This is a genomic window from Bacteroides luhongzhouii (assembly GCF_009193295.2).
GTDB classification, from domain to species: Bacteria; Bacteroidota; Bacteroidia; order Bacteroidales; family Bacteroidaceae; genus Bacteroides; species Bacteroides luhongzhouii.
Map to the genome: position 1 here is coordinate 1757257 of NZ_CP059973.1, position 19558 is coordinate 1776814.

19 protein-coding genes are annotated in these 19558 nt (G+C 34.7%); 18 read left to right on the forward strand and 1 reads right to left on the reverse strand.

All coding sequences use genetic code 11. From position 1 onward, the window contains the following. Positions 1–243: 243 nt before the first annotated feature. Positions 244–957, reverse strand: coding sequence for a hypothetical protein (locus GD631_RS06410; RefSeq protein ID WP_143256865.1), 714 nt, complete (start codon positions 955–957; stop codon positions 244–246). A gap of 265 nt (positions 958–1222) precedes the next feature. Between GD631_RS06410 and GD631_RS06415 the strand changes: the two genes are divergently transcribed. The 18 genes from GD631_RS06415 to GD631_RS06495 all read left to right on the forward strand — a co-directional run bounded on the left by GD631_RS06415 (position 1223) and on the right by GD631_RS06495 (position 19504). After that, the gene (locus tag GD631_RS06415) at positions 1223–3247 is read left to right on the forward strand and encodes a discoidin domain-containing protein (protein WP_143256866.1); all 2025 of its coding nucleotides are present in this window, start codon (positions 1223–1225) and stop codon (positions 3245–3247) included. Positions 3248–3346: 99 nt separating this feature from the next. Further along, on the forward strand, positions 3347–3688 hold the full coding sequence (locus tag GD631_RS06420; RefSeq protein ID WP_185972652.1) for a hypothetical protein: 342 nt from the start codon (positions 3347–3349) through the stop codon (positions 3686–3688). Between the two features lie 11 nt (positions 3689–3699). Beyond that, complete coding sequence (locus tag GD631_RS06425) at positions 3700–4407, forward strand: hypothetical protein (protein WP_143256868.1); 708 nt, start codon at positions 3700–3702, stop codon at positions 4405–4407. A gap of 73 nt (positions 4408–4480) precedes the next feature. After that, positions 4481–4615 (forward strand): hypothetical protein, encoded by a 135-nt coding sequence (locus GD631_RS22265; protein WP_255435726.1) that lies wholly within the window; start codon positions 4481–4483, stop codon positions 4613–4615. A gap of 303 nt (positions 4616–4918) precedes the next feature. Continuing rightward, positions 4919–5413 (forward strand): hypothetical protein, encoded by a 495-nt coding sequence (locus GD631_RS06430; protein ID WP_143256869.1) that lies wholly within the window; start codon positions 4919–4921, stop codon positions 5411–5413. A gap of 195 nt (positions 5414–5608) precedes the next feature. Beyond that, positions 5609–6112, forward strand: coding sequence for a hypothetical protein (locus GD631_RS06435; protein ID WP_143256870.1), 504 nt, complete (start codon positions 5609–5611; stop codon positions 6110–6112). Between the two features lie 74 nt (positions 6113–6186). Then, a complete protein-coding gene (locus GD631_RS22130) occupies positions 6187–6948 on the forward strand; it encodes a hypothetical protein (protein ID WP_223225798.1) in 762 nt (253 codons plus the stop codon). 7 nt (positions 6949–6955) lie between these two features. Next, a complete protein-coding gene (locus GD631_RS06445) occupies positions 6956–7612 on the forward strand; it encodes a hypothetical protein (protein WP_143256871.1) in 657 nt (218 codons plus the stop codon). A gap of 52 nt (positions 7613–7664) precedes the next feature. Beyond that, the gene (locus tag GD631_RS06450; protein WP_143256872.1) at positions 7665–8054 is read left to right on the forward strand and encodes a hypothetical protein; all 390 of its coding nucleotides are present in this window, start codon (positions 7665–7667) and stop codon (positions 8052–8054) included. Between the two features lie 302 nt (positions 8055–8356). Beyond that, positions 8357–9001: a hypothetical protein gene (locus tag GD631_RS06455; RefSeq protein WP_143256874.1), complete on the forward strand. Its 645-nt coding sequence runs from the start codon at positions 8357–8359 to the stop codon at positions 8999–9001. 9 nt (positions 9002–9010) lie between these two features. Then, positions 9011–9229, forward strand: coding sequence for a hypothetical protein (locus GD631_RS06460; protein WP_185911588.1), 219 nt, complete (start codon positions 9011–9013; stop codon positions 9227–9229). Between the two features lie 13 nt (positions 9230–9242). Continuing rightward, complete coding sequence (locus GD631_RS06465; protein ID WP_143256875.1) at positions 9243–10811, forward strand: O-antigen ligase family protein; 1569 nt, start codon at positions 9243–9245, stop codon at positions 10809–10811. A gap of 24 nt (positions 10812–10835) precedes the next feature. Continuing rightward, positions 10836–13724, forward strand: a complete 2889-nt coding sequence (locus GD631_RS06470; protein ID WP_143256876.1) for a glutaminase family protein — start codon at positions 10836–10838, stop codon at positions 13722–13724. A gap of 199 nt (positions 13725–13923) precedes the next feature. Next, positions 13924–14358, forward strand: a complete 435-nt coding sequence (locus tag GD631_RS06475; RefSeq protein WP_143256877.1) for a DUF1573 domain-containing protein — start codon at positions 13924–13926, stop codon at positions 14356–14358. 395 nt (positions 14359–14753) lie between these two features. Further along, on the forward strand, positions 14754–15518 hold the full coding sequence (locus GD631_RS06480; protein ID WP_143256878.1) for a bacteriocin fulvocin C-related protein: 765 nt from the start codon (positions 14754–14756) through the stop codon (positions 15516–15518). Positions 15519–15882: 364 nt separating this feature from the next. Further along, positions 15883–16503: a TlpA family protein disulfide reductase gene (locus tag GD631_RS06485; RefSeq protein ID WP_185911589.1), complete on the forward strand. Its 621-nt coding sequence runs from the start codon at positions 15883–15885 to the stop codon at positions 16501–16503. A gap of 681 nt (positions 16504–17184) precedes the next feature. Next, a complete protein-coding gene (locus GD631_RS06490) occupies positions 17185–18252 on the forward strand; it encodes an O-antigen ligase family protein (RefSeq protein ID WP_143256880.1) in 1068 nt (355 codons plus the stop codon). After that, complete coding sequence (locus GD631_RS06495) at positions 18239–19504, forward strand: BT_3928 family protein (protein WP_143256881.1); 1266 nt, start codon at positions 18239–18241, stop codon at positions 19502–19504. The genes GD631_RS06490 and GD631_RS06495 overlap by 14 nt, the downstream gene beginning before the upstream one ends. Positions 19505–19558 lie beyond the last annotated feature (54 nt).

A 19558-nucleotide genomic window follows, 5' to 3' on the forward strand; every position in this document is an offset into this window, starting at 1 on the left:
ATGTGTCAATAATTGCCAAACTCCCACCCATGATCATATAGTAAAACCATACTCGTTTATTGGAATATGGTTCTTGTGGAAATAGGCTGATAGCTCCTGCCACAAATGTTGTTCGTGCAAGGAGCTCAAAGAAAATAATTAGAAAATCTTGAAATGTATAGTTTATGTTGTCAATAAAGCGATCTAAATAACACATTGTAATACTGGCAATCCACATTACATTATATAGAAATATATATATAATTATTCTTTTATACATTCTTCGTATTCTTTATCAGCTGCTCTTTGGTTTCTTCGGTAGTTGGCTAATGCTTGTGTATAACAATAGGTAGTTGGAGATTCTGCTTTGCATTTGGCTATGGCATTATTATAATCTGCTTCAGCTTGTGTATATGCTGCTTGTCTCAATTCTTCACATTTGCTATTACCATTTCCTTCTTTGCGTGTTTTTAATATCTTTCTTTTTGCTAGCTCACGACTTTTGGCATATTGCCTGAATAATAACAACCGTTCCTCTTCACTCAATCTTAAGAATACCGTATGTTCAAGCAAGCCTTTTTTAGCTTCATCCATTTGTCGGAGTTCTTCTTCCAGATTCGCTTTTTTGATGAAATCTTCCATATACTCATCATCATTCAGACTTTCCATGAGTTTGTCATATTCTTTATTATTTAGTTTGGATGTATAAGCACTAAACTTGTCCGCTAATTGTTCACTACATCTTTCAAATTCATAAAACTCGTCTGAATTGGCAACGGAATCTATCAATACATTTCCTGTATTCCAAGTTTGAGAGACCAAGCTGCGTGTTTTGGCAATTGAGTTTACTTCTGTTGCTGTCTCATTTGTATAGTTGTATTCATCGGTGCTACAACTATAAATAAGGAATGTGGTCAATAATATTCCAAACAGTGTAATTACGTATATACTGCTCTGTTTTTTGTTCTCGCTTTTCATGTCTTGTTTATAATTTAAATTAGGAAAAACAAAGAAAGGGATTTTATAGCAATTAGATGGAATGTTTTGTTCAAAAAATGAAATAATTTGTTCAAATAGCTGTTTGATGACTATAATAACTCATATATCAATGTTACAATTTAGATATAAAATGACTTTTTTAGGGCTCTATATGCCCGATAAATGCCTATATGACAGGGATAGGAGTGTAACGCCCCCTTGAATGGCATTTGTTATGCTCGTATCTTTGTGTAAAAATAATATTATGAAAGCACTGACAAAGCTGATTCCTATTATTTGTCTTTTTGTTATTACAGGCGGCTCTCTTTTTTATTCTTGTTCACAAGAGAAGAAAGAGGAGATTGCTATTATACTTCCGTTGGAGGCAGCTTTGTCACAGGCTAGAGAAAATCGTGTTGAACTTGAGAAGGTATTACATCGTTATCAATCCAATCCATCGGATAGCTTGAAATATAGGGCAGCTCGTTTCCTGATAGAGAATATGCCATCTTATACCTATTATAAAGGTAAGCTGCTGAAACAATACCTCACCTTCTTTACTCTCCTGCAAGAAGCACGGAGTAAAAAGGTATATCCACAAGCAATGATAGATTCTATCAGAAGGATGTATGGACCATTTTCTTTAGATTCTTTGCAATATTGCAAAGACGTTTTGACAGTCGATTCTGCTTATTTATGTAATAACATTGACTGGGCATTTAAAGTATGGCAAGAACAGCCTTGGGGGAAGAATGTATCTTTTGCCGATTTTTGCGAGTGTATTCTTCCTTATCGTATTGGTGATGAAACATTAAGCTATTGGCGTGAGGATATTTATCGAAAGTATAATCCTTTGCTTGATTCTCTGCGTGCTTCTACTGTTCTTGATATAAAAGATCCGCTTGTTGCAGCCCGTTGTTTGTGTGATTCTCTTCGTAAACGTAGCCGCTTCTTTACAACTACGGTTCCGCAAGGACTTCCTCATGTAGGACCGGAGATTGCTCAAAGCGTTTCGGGCAGTTGTCGTGAACTTTCCGATTATGTCGTTTATGTTTGTCGTGCGTTGGGAATTCCTTGTGCTATAGATTTTATGCCTCTTCATGGAGGTGGGAATGATGGGCACCAGTGGGTGTCGTTCACTGATAAATATGGTACGCTTTATTTTCAAGAGTATCCGGATAAGATAAAAGAAGTCCGTAAGGATAAGATGTGTGGAGCTTCGAAAATAAAGGTTTATCGGAATACGTTCAGTCTTAATCGTGCTATGCAGGCAGAAATGCAACGCTTAGATACGGCTGTTGTTCCTTTCTTCCGAGATCCGCACATCGTTGATGTGACAGCCGATTACGCAAAGACATACAAAAAGAAACTGGAGATTCCTGCATCTATGCTTTATTTGGGAAAGCCCCGTTCGCGTATAGCTTATCTTTGTGGCAGTAGCCGCATGGATTGGGAGCCTGTGGCATGGGCGGAGTTTGATGGTGAACATCTTGCTTTCAGCGATGTCCAGATAGAACCCGTCATGCGGATAGCAACTTACGAACGAGGAAGACTTCGTTACTGGACTGATCCTTTTGAAATTACTGTTTCCGGTGAATTTCATGTTTTTACTCCGTCAGATAGTGTTCAGGATGTAACGCTGTTTGCTAAATATCCTTTGTGGCAAGATGAGAAGTATCAGAAACGTATGATAGGAGGTGTTTTTGAAGGAAGCAATGATCCGGATTTTCGTCAGAAAGAGGTGCTTTTCCTGATAGAAAAGCAACCCGAACGGTTACGGACAATGGTGTATTCCCATTCTTTGATACCTTGTCGGTATGTCCGCTATATAGGACCGGAAAAGGGGCATTGTAATGTGGCGGAAATAGAGTTTTATGAAGCGGGTGGACTGTTGCCATTAAGCGGTAGAATTATTGGTACTCCCGGTTGTTATCAACAGGATGGCTCGCACGAATATACGAATGCGTTCGACGGTAATACTGAAACGTCTTTTGATTATACGGAACCCTATGGCGGCTGGACTGGGTTAGACTTAGGCACACCAAAGGTGATAGATAAGATAATTTATACGCCTGCTAACCGGGATAATTATGTTCGTTCGTTGGATGACTATGAGTTGTCTTATTGTACAAAGAGAGGGTGGAGGACGTTAGGACAGCAAACGGCGATGTTGGATTCGCTGGTTTACAGGAGGGTTCCTAAAGGAGCGTTGCTGCTGTTGCAGAATCATACACGCGGGAATCAGGAACGGATTTTTGTGTATGAGGGTGGAAAGCAGGTGTGGAAATGAAGAGTTTTTATGATTGGATGTAATATATTTAACAATTTAATATTTTATTATGAGTAAAAAAATATTTGTACAGGAGTGGCATTGGCATGTGTATTATTTATGTCAAGTTGTGGCTCTTCTGCTAAATTAGCAAAGAATCATGATGAAATGAAGAGTGATTCAAGAATATCGGATTATCTCAACATCAGTAAAAGAGAACGTGCATTGGTTGATTCTATTGTAGCATTGGATGAATATGCTGTATTTCTTGATTCATACCAAAAGTATCGGACAAAGAAGAATGCTATGCGTGAGGGCGAAGATGTGGAACAAACGAAAGAGTTTGCGGAATATGTGGCAGCATGTTCTAAAATATTCAGGATTATTGATAAGTTGAAATTAAGTAAAGATGCGTCTATTGCTGTGTTTGAGAATCTATATAGAGTTGCTAATAATAAATAAATTGAATCGTTATGAAATTATTTAAAAGTGTTTTTGGAACTATTTTGGTCGTATCATTTTTGCAGATTGGTTATAGTTGTTCCTCTGATTTCCATCGTTTTAATGATGAGTTGGATGAAATTAAAGTAAAAGGAGCAACAACAAGGGGAATGGTTGGTCATAGTATGTCTCTTGTGGACTCAGTAGCGGAGACTGATGAGTTTGTAGAATACATGATAGCACTCAATTCTTTGTATAAAAAATCAGATGAATATTTTTCAAAATTGAGCAAACAAGAAATTGAGATGTTAGAGTCTACAGCAAAATTGAATAATGTTGAAGAACTAGATGCGGGAGTAGGATATTCAGATCTTTATAAGGCTTTGAAAAGTGAGATGGATATGGTTGTGAGGACAGCGAGAGTTTTACGTGAAAAAACTGATTACTTAAGATTGAATGATAATGAATTGAATACTTTATTTAGGGGGCAGACTCTTACATCAAAGCGGGTGATTAAAAAGAATAGAAATCCGGAAAATGATCGACTAAAAAAATGTGAAGCAGAAAGACAAGCGAAATATGAACAAATTGAATCGGAAGCTACTAGAGCTACGGGAGAGTGTTTAGATATAGAAGATGAATTTAAACGTATACAATGTATAGGAGATGTGATGGTTGCTTATAATAAAAAGAAAGCTCGGGCTGATGAAGTGTATGAGGATTGTATAAAAGGTAAATGATTTGATAAAATCGTAATGCGCTCCGTGTATTGGTACGATAGAGAAGGATAGTGTGGTCTACGATTTTGAAATCTTGAGTATTCAATATGATTCTTTGCATTATGGTTTGATTGCAGATATTGAATTTGTAACGAAGAGTGGCTATCACAACCATCTCGTTATGGAGTATGATGGAAAAGAGGAATCGTTGAGTAGTACGGATGATTAAGATGTAGGATATTATGATAGTTCCAATAATAAGATTGGTGTTTATCTGTTTTAGATCTGTTTTAGGGATTATATTAGTATTATTCTGTGAAAATGAAGATAAAAAGAAATACTATGATTGTGACATTTTAAAACTTCAGTAAGTATATTGTTACTGTAGAATCATGCACGAAGAAGGTAGAGACAGATATTTTTTATGAAAATAAAAAGTTATTATGGAAATAGTATCTAAGGAGAAATGCGAATTGGTATTATATTCATGAGAAGTTAATCTTGGAATGTTATTTATTAAAATGTATATCAAATGAAAAAAGAAGTAAGAAAAAACATTTGTATAAAAGTCTTCTTTATGGCTTTTATTTTTCCCTTTATTCAAAGTTGTACTACTGACAACAATGCGCTAACTAGTGAGAACATCTGTATGGCAATAATTTCTGGTGCTGGAACTGCACCTCCTATACCGAAATTACCAGAGGATAGAGTTGTATTGATTGATTCTATAATAGAAACAAATGAAATTCAAGAATATGTTAAGACGTTAAAACGTTTAAAAAAGAAAGTAGAACCTTATACAGTGGGTATCGGTAAAGAAAAAATGAAAGAATTTAGAAAAAATATGCGAGATGAAATTTATACCAAAGCTTATTTAAAAAATATGCGAGCACAAATAGATATTGAGAATGAGCTTCAAGATCTGAATAACTGTTGGGGTAAAATAATCGTAATGTCTAAGACATTAAACCTTTCAGTAGAAGAACAAGTTGCTTTATTTGCAAAAACATTACATCAAACTTATTAAAATGAATATGAAATTAAGACTGAAAATTAGTTTAACAGTTTTACTGCTGTTATTAACGCTTTGTACAACTATTATTTATAGTTGTAGTTCTGAAGATTATGATTTTGAAGATAACTCAGAAGAACTAAAGGTAACTCGCGTAGCATACAAAGTAGGACAGTTTTGGTTGAATCTATTGCAGAATCAGATGTGTATATGGATTTTATTATAAGCTGTGATTTGTTGACCGAGAAGATGGATAATTATAGGGCAACTTTAAGTCAAGAGGAGTTAAATGAAATCTCACATAATATGAATAATGTAGATTTCGTTCTAAAACTTGTGAAAAAGGCTGGTGTTCAGAATGAAATTAATCAAATTGTTGAGGCTCGAGAAAGATTGAACAAATCAACAAAATTCTCCCAGCTTAATAGTAAAGAAGTAGATATGTTATTCTATGATTATACAAAGCCAGCTAAACATACCGTTATGTTGCTTAAAAAACGTGAGGAAAATACTAAAGAAGGTTGTTATGAAGCGTTGCTAAAAGAATTAGAAATGAGTTATAGTACATATTATGCAATGATGGCATTATGTGATAGTGAACCGATACCAGCTCTCTGTCAAATGTCGGCGGAAACATTTTTGCAAAAAGCAAAAGAAATAGCAGCTGAAAATTATAAGAATTGCATGGATAAGGTTAGAAGAGTTTTTTTATAAACTTGAAAGTAGATATGATGCTACTATTTAGATAATTAAATTGTTCCTCTGTATTTTTGCTAATTGTATAAATAATGAAACAATATGTAGTAGTTCTATACCCGTTTTTTTGCTTCCTTGCGTGTATTTACAATAAAGTTACTAATATAGTCTCTATTGAATCTGAAATGATTTTATTTTTTCAGGAAACTTTAGAAACTAACTATGGTAACAAAGATGCAGTTTGCTTATTTGTGCAGGCTTTGAAACGCTATCATTTTAATTATTTATTAGATGTAGACAAGGATAGGTTAAAACGAATAAATGAAAAGCTTTACACAGGTGGCATCCTTTATTCCTACTTCCTTGACGGGGCTATCCTGAATGATTCATGTATGTTGTTTGTTCCTACTGGTGTTTCTCCGTCAGCATATCGTCGTTCTGATGCTTATCGGCAGGCATTAAAGAAGTTGCAGGTTAAGGATTCTTATTCTGTTGGTCTAATTGTCGATTCCGCAAAGTATATGTATAATAAAGCTCAAGTGGAGGATATCCCCTTGCCATTGAAGAAGCGAGAAGATGGTTTTACATATTGGCAAAGAGAATTACTACAGGCAGTTCATCCCGCTTTGAAAGCAATAGCAAAGGTTGAAGATGAAACTGGAGGAAATCCTCCTTCGTCTGTGCTATTTGGGATGATCGCTAATAATACGGAGAATATTTGCGAAGGCTTTAAGGATGATCGGGAGGTGCAAATGTTTCTAACGCTTTATTTTTGGAAGTATTTGTGTCATTTTGCAAATATAGATTTCTATACAGGAATGGATAAAACAAGTGAAGTAATAAAATGTAAATAAGGAGAATATGAAAAGAAGTATCTTTTTATTCTTTCTGGGAATAATATTGTTTGTTTGCCAGACAAAAGCATCTACAATAAACGATGTGTCTGCTGTAGAGACAGAAATGATTAACTTTTTCTGTTCTACATTGCAACGTAACTACGGCAGTTCTGACGGAAAAGCAGTAAAGTTGATGATGGATGCTCTTCTGCATTATAAATTTCATTATATTATTGATGTGGACAAGGAGGCTTTGAAAGCTATTAATGACAAACTTTATCCGGATATATTTGGTCGCTATTTTGTAGAGACTAATGAGCAGCCGATTGATTCACTTCATACGAATTGGGAACGGTATGATCCTTATCATATCATTTGTAGCTATAAGTTTAAAAAACAACTGAATGAAGAAACTTATTACCAGAAGGAACTGTCACAGGCTACATCTCCTTTATTTAAGGAAGTATGTAATGCGTATGAAGCAACCGGCAGTTTACCTTTTACTGTCGTTTGGGGAAAGATCCGTGACAACAAATATCAATGTTTAGATGCTTTTGAAACGGATAGGGATGTTCAGATGTTTTTCACTTTCTTCTTTTGGCGTTATTTATGTTATTGTGTGAATCTTGATTTTATGACGGGAAAGGATAAAACGAAGTTATGTATAGATATGAGAAGATAAGAAGTATAAGTTTAATTTCATCAATAAATTGGTGATAAATCATTTTTATAATATGAACAGACAGAAGATTTATTTGGCAATAGTCTTGGCATTGATATTTATGTCAAGTTGTGGTTCTTCTGCTAAGATAGCAAAGAATTGCGATGAAATGAAGAGTGATTCAAGAATATGGGATTATCTTGACGTCAGTGATAGAGAACGTACATTGGTTGATTCTATTGTAGCATTGGATGAATATGCTGTATTTCTTGATTCATACAAAAAGTATCGGACAAAGAAGAATGCTATGCGTGAGGGCGAAGATGTGGAACAAACGAAAGAGTTTGCGGAATATGTGGCAGCGTGTTCTAAAATATTAAGAATCACGGATGAGTTAAAGTTAAGTGTGAATGCATCTGTTGCTGTGTTTGAGAAGATGCGTGAAGTTGCTAATAATAAATAGAATCAATAAAGAATATGATCCGGGAAGATAAAACGCCAACTAAAAAGATGTTGTCGACCAAGAATAACATTTATATAGGACTGTGTATCTTATATCTAGTGTTGTTAATGATAAACAGGAAATATCCAATAGGAGATATAACACTGCATATCGTTTATCTTTCAACCTGGTTTTTTCTTTTATTGTGGGAAGTAGTAGATGTACTAATAAATAGAAAGAAGAATATTAGCTTCATAGTTATAATTTCGATGGTGCTGGTTATGTACATTGCAAATATGTTGAGGTAAAAAATAATATGTATTATGCGAACCGTTTTATTTCTAGTTAGTATCGTTTTTAATATAGTTGGTATAGCAACTGCTAACGAAGTATTCAACCGTTGTGATACTCTTCCATCTGCGCAAATGGATTTGTTTACTTATGGAAGTCCGTCTATTGTAACAAGTGAGATGAATTTTAGAAATCTGTTTCGGAATTTTCCCATTTATGTAGATAATGCTAATGAAATAAAACTGCTATATTATCACTATGTGGAAACGATTAAAAACAAGAAGCAAATAAAAAGCTATGTGAAGAGAAATTTTCCACCATATGTTCCCAATTGGGGAGTAGCTGGAAGTCAAGGTGGAAATTCTGATATTGGTGAATTCTCTACTTGGCGTTTCACAATTGAACAAGATCCTTTTCAAACAATAGATGAAGACATTGTCAGTAAGATGATGCGGGAGGTTAAAATAGGCTATGAAGTATGGGAGGTTGTGTTTAAATTGTGGGATACGACTTACCATTATTATATGTTTGTGAATGCTAAAACGCAGGCAATTGTGAAGTGGGGGAATATTTTTGGAGCCAATATACCACAAAGCCATATTGATTTCATAAACCGAAAATACAAACGAGATGCCAAAAAGCATATTGAGGTTGTTCCGATTCTTCATCATCAATAATGGAAAAATATGATAGGATATGAAATAGCTATTAATGATCAGTCACCTGTGGTTGTCACGTCACCTGACGTGGCAGTCGTCATGGTGCATAGCAATTGCTCTTTCGGTGATAGTATTTATGTAGGAGGCTTGAATACTTCGAGAAGAATCGTTTGGGTAGATGAAAAACTGAAAGTGGGAGATAGGGTTCGTTTGAAAAAGGTATTGGAGGATGAGAACTTGATTTAATACCAAGATAGAAATGATAAGACTCTTTCATATTTTGTTTGCCGCAGCATGTATAGGCAGTATGTTTGTATATTCCCACCAATTTACAGACGCATATATTGTGCCCAAATGGTGCTGCGTTTTGTTTGTGCTGTTATGGATGCTGGTGTGTGCTGCATTTCTGGCATTGCAGCGTAAATCCATAGTGGCGGATATGGCGATATGGGGGAGTATCATTGTTTCCAGTTGTTGGTTGCAGGCTGTTTATGGAATATTGCAATACGTAGGTTTATTTCCTTCTCATGCAACCTTCCGTGTGACTGGTAGTTTTGATAATCCGGCAGGATTTGCTGCTTGCCTTTGTGCCGGATTGCCTTTTGTCGTTTTTTTGATCATACATAGAAATAAGTATATTCGATATGCCGGATGGCTGGCAGGTGGAGTGATGGTGTTGGCGATATTTTTATCTCATTCGCGATCCGGTATGGTAAGTGTCATTGCGGTATGTGTCATGTATTTGTGTGGAAGATTCGTTCATGGGAGATTATGGAGATATTTACTATCGGTATCTATGATAGGATTGTTAATAATCGGCTCCTATTGGTTGAAAAAAGATTCGGCAGATGGTCGGTTGTTGATTTGGCGGTGTGGTTTGGAAATGGTGAAAGATGCTCCTTGGACGGGGCATGGCGTCGGAAGTTTCGAGGCTAAATATATGGACTATCAGGCGGATTACTTCAAAGAATATGGTTCGCAAAATCGCTATGTAATGTTAGCGGATAATGTAAAGCAGCCTTTTAATGAATATTTGGGAGTTCTGATTAATTTCGGTATTGTCGGATTGGCTTTGCTTTTGGGTATTATGTGGGCACTTGTGTATTGTTATAGGCAAAATCCTACACAGGAAAAGAAAATAGCTCTTTATATTTTGCTATCAATAGGCGTATTCTCTTTCTTTTCCTATCCGTTTACGTATCCTTTTACTTGGGTGGTGACATTTCTTGCCGTTCTCATGTTGACTGTTGATTATTTGGAGCAGATAAAAATAGGAACATGGGGCAGGAATATAATGTATACAGCAACAATGATGTGTTTCTTCTGGGGACTGTTTAAGTTGGGTGAACGTACACAGTCGGAACGCAGTTGGCAGGAGGCTTCGGTATTAGCTCTTTGTCATTCGTATGATGAGGCGCTTCCGTACTATGTGAGTCTGAAACATCGATTCAAAGATAATCCTTATTTCCTGTATAATTATGCTGCTGTTTTCACGGAAGCCAAAGAATACGAGAAGGCTTTAAAGGTAGCGTTAGAGTGTCGCCGGTATTGGGCAGATTATGATTTGGAATTGATGATAGGAGAGAATTATCAGGAACAAAAAGATTTTATTTCAGCAGAAAAATATTACAAAAATGCATCAATGATGTGTCCGTCGAGATTTACTCCACTATATCAACTATTTAAACTTTATAAACAGTTTGGTGAAAGCGTACGAGTCTATGAAATGGCTGAAATGATTATAAATAAACCGGTAAAGATAAATTCCATGACAATACGTATGATGAAACGAGAGATGGAAAAAGAAATATTACAAATGAAAGGATGATTTGGTTACTATAAAAATGAAATAATGAAGAAACTATTGATTGCTTTACTAATATTGCTGTTGGCAGCCTGTTCGAAAAGTGTTCCTTATTCTGACGAAACTATTAAAAACGACTTGCGTGTACCTGCTTATCCGCTGCTGATGCTCCACCCGCATCTGCGTTTATGGTCGACAACAGATCAGCTGACAGAGAAGAATATGATTTTTACTAATGGGAAAAATCTTCCTTTTGTCGGTTTCCTGCGGGTGGACGGAACGATGTATCGCTTTATGGGTAGACGTGAACTACCTATGCAAGCCATTGCAACAATGGCATACGATTATGAAAGCTGGGAAGGAAAGTACACCTCTCTTAGACCGGATGAAGGCTGGGAGCAACCGGATTTTAATGATCAATATTGGCAGGTAAATGAAGGTGCATTCGGTACACGCGACAGACGTGAAACGAGAACGCAGTGGCTTTCAACTGATATATGGGTGCGGAGGGAAATCGTGGATATTGATCCATATTTGCTTGAGAACAAGAAGATTTATTTGCGTTATTCGTATGATGACATAGTTCAATTATATATTAACGGAAAACTAGTCGTAAGTGCGGACCGCGCAGCGGCAAATTTAAAAGTCGAGTTGCCGGATTCTATCTTGGATACAATGAAGGAAGGGAAAGCCCTTATTGCAGCTCATTGTGAGAATAAAAAAGGTAGTGCATTGATTGATTTCGGCTTATTTGCAGAGGAGCCGGGAATATTGGTAGAAGGCATAGCTCCTGTTTCTAATGAGAAGGAATGGATTGGGAAATATACAACAGAACAACCGGAAGAGGGTTGGGAAATGACTGCTTTCAATGATAGCACATGGGCACAAGGAAACGCTGCTTTTGGCACGGAAGGCGGACCGAGTGTTGGTACTCCTTGGAATACTAATAGGCTATGGATTAGGAGAGAAGTCTCATTCGATCCTTCCTTAGTGAAAAACAGACAACTTTTTGTACGTTATTCGTATAATGACGGTATGCAACTGCTTATTAATGGAAAGGAGCTTGTTCGTACGGGAACGAAGGCACGCAACGACGTGAAAGTGCAAATCCCGGATTCTATCTTAGAAACAATGGAAGATGGAAAAGCTTTGTTTGCGGCCCGTTGCGTGAATTGGGGAGGTACTTCCTTTGCAGATTTCGGGTTGTATGGTGAACTGAAAGAAGCCGGGCAAAAATCAGTGGATGTGCAGGCTACCCAAACACATTATATTTTTGATTGTGGAGATGTGGAATTGAAACTGACATTTACGGCTCCTTATTTATTGGATGATTTGGAACTGTTAAGTCGTCCGGTTAATTATATTTCTTATCAGGCTAAGGCCTTGGACGGTAAGGAGCATGATGTCGCTATTTATTTTGAAATGGATCCTCATAAAGCCTTTCGTGCCGGACAGTCTACGGAGATGTATGAAAAAGACGGTTGGGTGATGATGAAGACCGGTCGGGAGAATCAGAAGTTATGGGTAGATAAGCTGAAGGATGCTCCGGCCTGGGGATATTTCTATTTAGGAGCGAAAGAGAATGTTACTTGTGCACAAGGGGATGCGGCAGAGATGCGGGCACACTTTATGAAAGAAGGTGATTTGAAAGAAATGCGTCGGTCGAATGAAAAACGTTATGCGGCGATAGCACAGAAGCTGGAAATGAATAGTGAGTTTCCCCAACATCTGATTGCGGCTTTCGATGGATTGTATACAATGGCTTATTTCGGTGAGGACCTACGACCTTATTGGAATAAGGACGGAGATAAAACGATAGAAGGGTTATATGAAGATGCGGAAAAAGTATATAAAGAAACAATGGCAAGGTGCTATGCTTTTGACAGGCAATTGATGGAAAATGCTTGCCGTGTCGGTGGTAAAGAGTACGCAGAACTGTGTGCTTCGGCATATCGTCAGGCCGTTTCGTCTTTCCAGATGTCTAAGAATTCGAGTGATGAGTTGCTCTATTTTACTACGTTGGTGGGGTCGCTGGATATTTATTATGCTGTTTCACCGCTATTTCTTTGTTACAATCCCGATCTGCTGAAAGCAATGTTGAATCCTTTCTTTTATTATAGTGAGAGTGGTAAATGGAATAAGCCTTTCCCGGCTCATGATTTGGGCGGTTATCCGTTTGTAAACGGACAAGCGAAAGGGGGAGATTTACCGGTTGAACATGCCGGAAATATGCTGATTATGGTGGCTGCTATGGCTAAAGCGGAAAAAGATGCATCTTACGCAAAGGCTCATTGGGAGACTCTCTCCAAATGGGCGGGTTATTTGATGGAGAACGGGGTTGATACCGATAAACAGATTGATACTGATAGCTTTGCCGGCCGTTATTCTCATAATGCTAATTTGTCTGCCAAAGGAATTTTAGGTATTGCATCGTATGCTCTTCTGGCAAAAATGCTAGGTAAACAGGAAGATGCTGAAAAATATTTGGCAGCAGCAAAAAGAATGGCCGAGGAATGGGAGAAGCAGGCTTCTGATGGGGACCATTATCGTTTGGCTTTTGACCAGACGGATAGCTGGGGGCAAAAATATAACTTGATTTGGGATAAACTCCTTGACCTTCATGTTTTCCCGGATAGAGTAGTAGAATTGGAAACTGCTTTTTATAGGACTAAATTGAATACTTACGGTTGTCCGTTGCATAGTAAAACTGATTATGCGAAAGCTGATTGGACTATATGGACGGCTGCATTGCAAAATGACCGACTTATGTTTCGTGAGTTTATTCTTCCGCTTTACAATTATATGAATGAAAACAAATGGCGTGTACCAATGGCGGACACTTATAATGTTGTGAATCAGAAAACAAGAGTCACATCATGGGGAAGACCGGTAACGGGTGCCTATTTCATAAAATTATTAGAGGCGGTTATTGAATGATGTTGATTTAATGTGTATCTGTGCAAAAAAATAGTGTGGTTGCCCTGATTCTATACTTCGGATGTGCTTGATAAAGAAGAACCGATTGTAGCTATTGAAAAATTACTCTAGAGGAATATAAGAACGGATTTTTACATATGTAGATCAAATTCAAATTTGGAAATAATACTAATATATAACAGTTAATTAGATTTGTAAAATGAAGAAGACTATTGCTTTGATTTTTGTATCTTTATTTTTTCTATCTAGTTGTATAAATGATACAACAGGTAAAAAAGCTAACTTGCCAACCGAAAAATCCGTTATAGAAAATAGGAAAGCTTGCTTGGAAATTGTAAATAAGAAATATGATTTTGGAAAAATAAGCAAAAAAGAACATTCATATTTAGATGTTGAATTTGAGTTGAGGAATACGGGGAAAATTCCTTTAATAATATCAAAAGTTGACGTGTCTTGTGGGTGCTTGTCTGTCAATTACTCGAAAGAACCAATAAATCCTGGTAAAATAAGAAAACTGGCAGTACATATTGATACTAAAAATCAATATGGTATGTTTAATAAGGTCATTTTTATAAATTCCAATGCGGAGAATAACCTAGAGCTTATAAGGATAACAGGCGAAGTGGAAAAGTAAGCGACATTTAAGGTGCGGGGTCTAACTATATTGATACCAATGTGAAGTTAAATAACGAATTAATTGTTAGAGAGTAAATAAAGTAATATTTGCTAGAACCATTTGATGATATAATAAATAAACAAAAGTGAATATGAATCCTCCATGAATTAAGATAATTGCTAGAAACAGTGGATATTGGCTACCACTATGATATTGAAGTTGCATTATTGGTTGGAACATCCTAGGGTGAATATAAACTAATTTTATAGCTAAGTGCCAGATTGCACAAATAGGACGTGTACCAAGTATAATGTTAATAGAATGTCACTTAACATTTATTATAAGATAAATATTTATTAGAAAAAATATTGTATAACGCTTCTTTTTGTAAGAAGCATAATGATTATTTATATATGAAAAAAATATATTTTATATTAATAGCACTATCGTATTTTACAGTTTCGTGCTCTAATATTGACGATGAGTTACGTTATAGCTGTAATGAAAAAATTGATAGTTGGGTGAAAGAGAACTTTACTGAGATTCAAAAAATGGGTTATACCGAAATTCTAGAATATGATATGGGTACCCAAAAAGCAATTTATAATGCGATGTCGTTAGAACAAAGATATAATCTTTGGATAACTAAATTGAATAATGTTCTAAAATTGGAATGGAATGAGAAAGAAGAAGAACATCTAAATAATTTGTTGATATTTATTGAGAATAATAAGATACTTTTTGATAATAAAAAGAACGATGATATAAATGACGAATTTGAGTTGTTCATGTACAAATGGAAAGAATATGCAAAAAATGAATTGGGCTGGGATCAAATGAGTCTTTATAGTATTTACTGTACTTTAATAACTCCTACTAAGAAATTAGAAAATGATACTGTTCGACTTTTTGTAGAAGAAGATTTACTATCTAGTAATATTCCACAAACAAGGTCTAAAACAGAATTAATAAAAAAGCATGATACAAGTGAGGTTTGCTATTGTTCAACTAGTTCTGATTATTGTGGTAATAATAATTCATCATCAACTGCAGGAAGTTATACATCTTATTGCTCTAGTGGTTGTAGATCTACAGGTGAACCAAAAGGTTGTGGTATATTATGGCAATATGAGTGTGATGGCGGTTGTGATATGTATTATACACCTGTTGGTAATTAGAATATACTTCAATTAAATTAATTATCATTAAATGGTTCTACAGATGATAAGCTTAAATTTTAATGACTAGATTTTGTTTTTATCTTAAATTGTATCTGCTATAATGAAATATGTGTACGTTTTTTTTGCATCAGTTGTTCTATCTGTTATTAATTGTTTCCTAGGATCTGGATATATATATATAGGCTCCCTACATGGATTTAAATTATCAATATTGAGTGCCTTAATCTTATATTTGGTTTTTACTTTTATTGTTCTTAAAAAAAGTAAGCAATCTAATATCTCTTGGTTATTACTTGTAATTTTACTTGGATGTCTAATATTGGATTTGCCTGTGCATATATTAGATTTTAAGAACACGCTTATGTCGTTACTTGATTTGCCGTGTCGTTGGTTGGCAATTATTGTGGCTTATTTTTGTTACCGTTGGCAAAATTATATGATACGGTTATTCTCTTTGGTAATTCTTTATTTGATATTTGCTTTTTGGTTAACTTTTGAAGGCTTTGACTTATGGGTGCATAAACTAAACTTTGGAACATTTACTGGGAAAGTAATTGAAGATGTGGCTGAAAATGATATAGTGTTTACGAATGAATTGGGGGAAAAGAAGAGTATAGATCAATTGCATGGTGAGTATATCGTTTTAGATTTCTGGTTTACTGGATGTAGAATATGTTTCGATACAATGCCCAATTTTCAAAAGTTATACAATTTGTCAAATAGTAATAAGGTCGGATTGTTTTCTGTTTGTTGCTATAATGAAAAACAAGGGGAGGACTATCTAACAGGCCGTAAGGTACTTTCTGAAAGAGGATATGATTATCCTGTGCTTTCAATAAATATTAAAGATCCTTTATTGCAGAATTTAGGTGTAAGTGCTATGCCAATGGTTTTAATCTTTAATTCTGAACGAAAACTGATTTTTAGAGGTTCTCTCGAATATGCAGAAGATTTTATGAAAGATTTTAAATGTAAGATTTGATATGAAGCATATCCTCAACAGGAACATTAAAGATATACTCTATACGGTAATCATGAGTGTTTTTATTGTATGTGTTATGTTTATTACCTTAGATATATTTCAAGACTCTGTAATATTAACTAAGTGGTATGCTTTTTTGATTGGTTCCTCCGTGTTTGGTATTTTAATGCTATGTTCAAGAACTGTTTTTTGTATATTTAGTGATAAAATCACACTGTGCTTGTTGATTTTTTTGTCATATCTGCTTATACGAAATATCAATTTATATTTAGGTATTAACTCACTTTATTCTCCATTAGTGTTCTTTGTTTTGTTTCTATGTTTCCGTAACTTGTCAACGAAACTGAATAATAGAATAGTTATCGTTATAGTAGTATTATGCTTTTTCCAATCTATATATGGCATACTTCAGTATTGTGAGGTTTTTAATAATTATAGCAGATTTAAGGTTGTGGGAAGCTATGATAATCCTAGTGGATTTGCAGCTTGTCTTTCAGCTAGCTTTCCTTATTGTTTTTCTTTCTTTAATACGAAGAAGCCAATACTTTTGTTTACGGGAGTTATAATCTCTATTTTAATAATAATAGCAATAATTCTATCCGGTTCTAGGTCTGGTATACTTTCAATAATTATAGTATCTATGCTTTATTGCGGATATAAGCGTTTTTTTGTTGCAACAAATTGATAAAGCAAGTTTGGCTGTGTAGTGGTATGTTTGTTCTAATAGCTATTGGAATAATCTTGTTTGTAATAAAAAAAGATTCCGCAGTTGGTCGCATACTTATTTGGAGTAATACTCTTGAATTAATAAATGATAGACCGTTGTTTGGATATGGGCCTTGCGGTTTTACTGCCAATTATATGAGTGCACAAGCAGTCTATTTTGAAAACAATAGTGAAAGCATTTATTCTCAACTGGCAGATAATATTATAATGCCATTTAATGACTACTTATTTATTGCTGTAAAATATGGTATTGTAGGGTTGTTGATGTTTTTTGTTGTTGCGTATTATGTGTTTAAAGAAAGTGACAAATTAGAATTAGGCCATTTTTGCATAATTTCAATAGGAGTATTCGCTTGTTTTTCATATCCGTTAAGATATCCTTGTGTACTTTTTTTATTGGCCTACTCAATTGCTATATCTTCAAAGAAAATCTGTATGCACAACTTAAATGTAATGGTAAAAAGGTTATTAACGGGTATTCTTATCATTGGAATGTATATGCTCTGCCTAGATATTCGTTTTGAAAGTAAATGGAATATCCTTGTTGAGATGTCTGTATTAGGAAAGACACGGACTTTAATTCCAGAGTATAATAAATTATATAAAACCTGGAATTATAATCCTTCATTTTTGTATAACTATGCAGCGGTTTTGAATAAAGCTTCTGATTTCCGTGCAAGTAACGCTGTTATAAAAGAATGTGTAAAATATGTAAATGATTATGATACTCAAATATTATTGGCTAATAACTATTATAATCTAAACGATTTGGATTTGGCGGAAAAGTATTATATGAATGCAAGTAATATGTGTCCAAATAGATTTATTCCCTTGTATGGATTGTTTCTTGTCAACCAAAAAAGAGGAGATCAGAAAAAATGTTATGAATTAGCTAGCTTAATATTAAATAAACCTATTAAAACAATGTCAAGTACGATAAAAAATATAAAGAGAGAGGTTTATGTATTTAACAAATCTAAGAAAGCTATTAATAGATTAGACGAACGTAATGAAGAAAATTAGTTTTTTTTTGATACTCTCAAAAATCGTGCTAGGTCTTACATTTCTTTTTTCAGGATTTGTAAAGTCTGTAGATGTTTATGGAACAACATTTAAAATTGTCGATTATTTCCATGCATTTCATTTAGATATTTTCCAACCATTATCAAAACTACTGGCTTTTGGTATTGTCGGTTTAGAGTTTTTGCTAGGTATCTTAATTATAATAGGTATTTATGCTAAAGTTGTATCAAAATTAGTAATATCAATAGTCTTTTTTATGATGTTACTCACTTTGTATATAGCTTTATTCAACAATGTTGAAGATTGTGGATGTTTTGGAGATGTATTAATTCTCTCAAATTGGGTTACATTTTTTAAAAATGTAGTATTGCTGATATTTGCATTCATGTTTGTGATTTACCACCGTTTGGTGACTCCATTATTTTCAATAAAAATAAGAAAGTACGTTTTAAGGTATAGTTTTATATATATTAGCGGAATTCTTTTATATAACTATATATATGAGCCATTATTTGATTTTCGCCCTTATCATGTTGGCGCAAAGCTTATGCCTTTTGACTCAATTAATAAGAAAAACAAAGATCAAGTATCTTTGATTTATAGAAAGGATGGTGAGGAAAAAGTTTTCACTCCTGAAACAGCTCCTTGGCAAAATGGTGAGTGGACATATGTTGAAACCCGTATCAATTCTTTAAACATAGAAAATACGAAATCAATTGCAGACTTTTCAATTCAAAATATTAGATTTAACAAAGAAAATAAACCAACAATAATTGATATAACTGATAAGGTTTTATTGGATTCTGAATACTCTTTCTTTTTGCTGATACCAGATTTATCAATATTGTCAGACATTCAGTATGATACAATAAATAAAATTGCATTGTATGCAGGGAACAATAAATACAAAGTTTACTGTCTGACAGCTTCTACTAAAAATGAGATATTACAATTTAAAGAGCATCTAAATCCAGAAATAATGATATGCTTAGCTGACAATAGATTAATTAATACTATTGTGCGTGCATCCCCAGGATTAATGATTATGAAAAAAGGGCTTATAGTAGCTAAATGGTCTAGATGGTCCTTCCCTTTTGATTTGCATCTGGGATGTAATATAAACGAACTAATAACTTCATCCCCATCATCAAAGAGAATTGGCCCTATTATATTAGCTGTATTGTTACTGCTTCTACCTATGATAGTTTTTAAAATTAAAGATAAAAGAATAAATAATCAATTTACGAAATGAAAAGAAATATTATTTACTTGCTGGCTTTGCTTTTTGCAGCCTGCACAAGCGTGA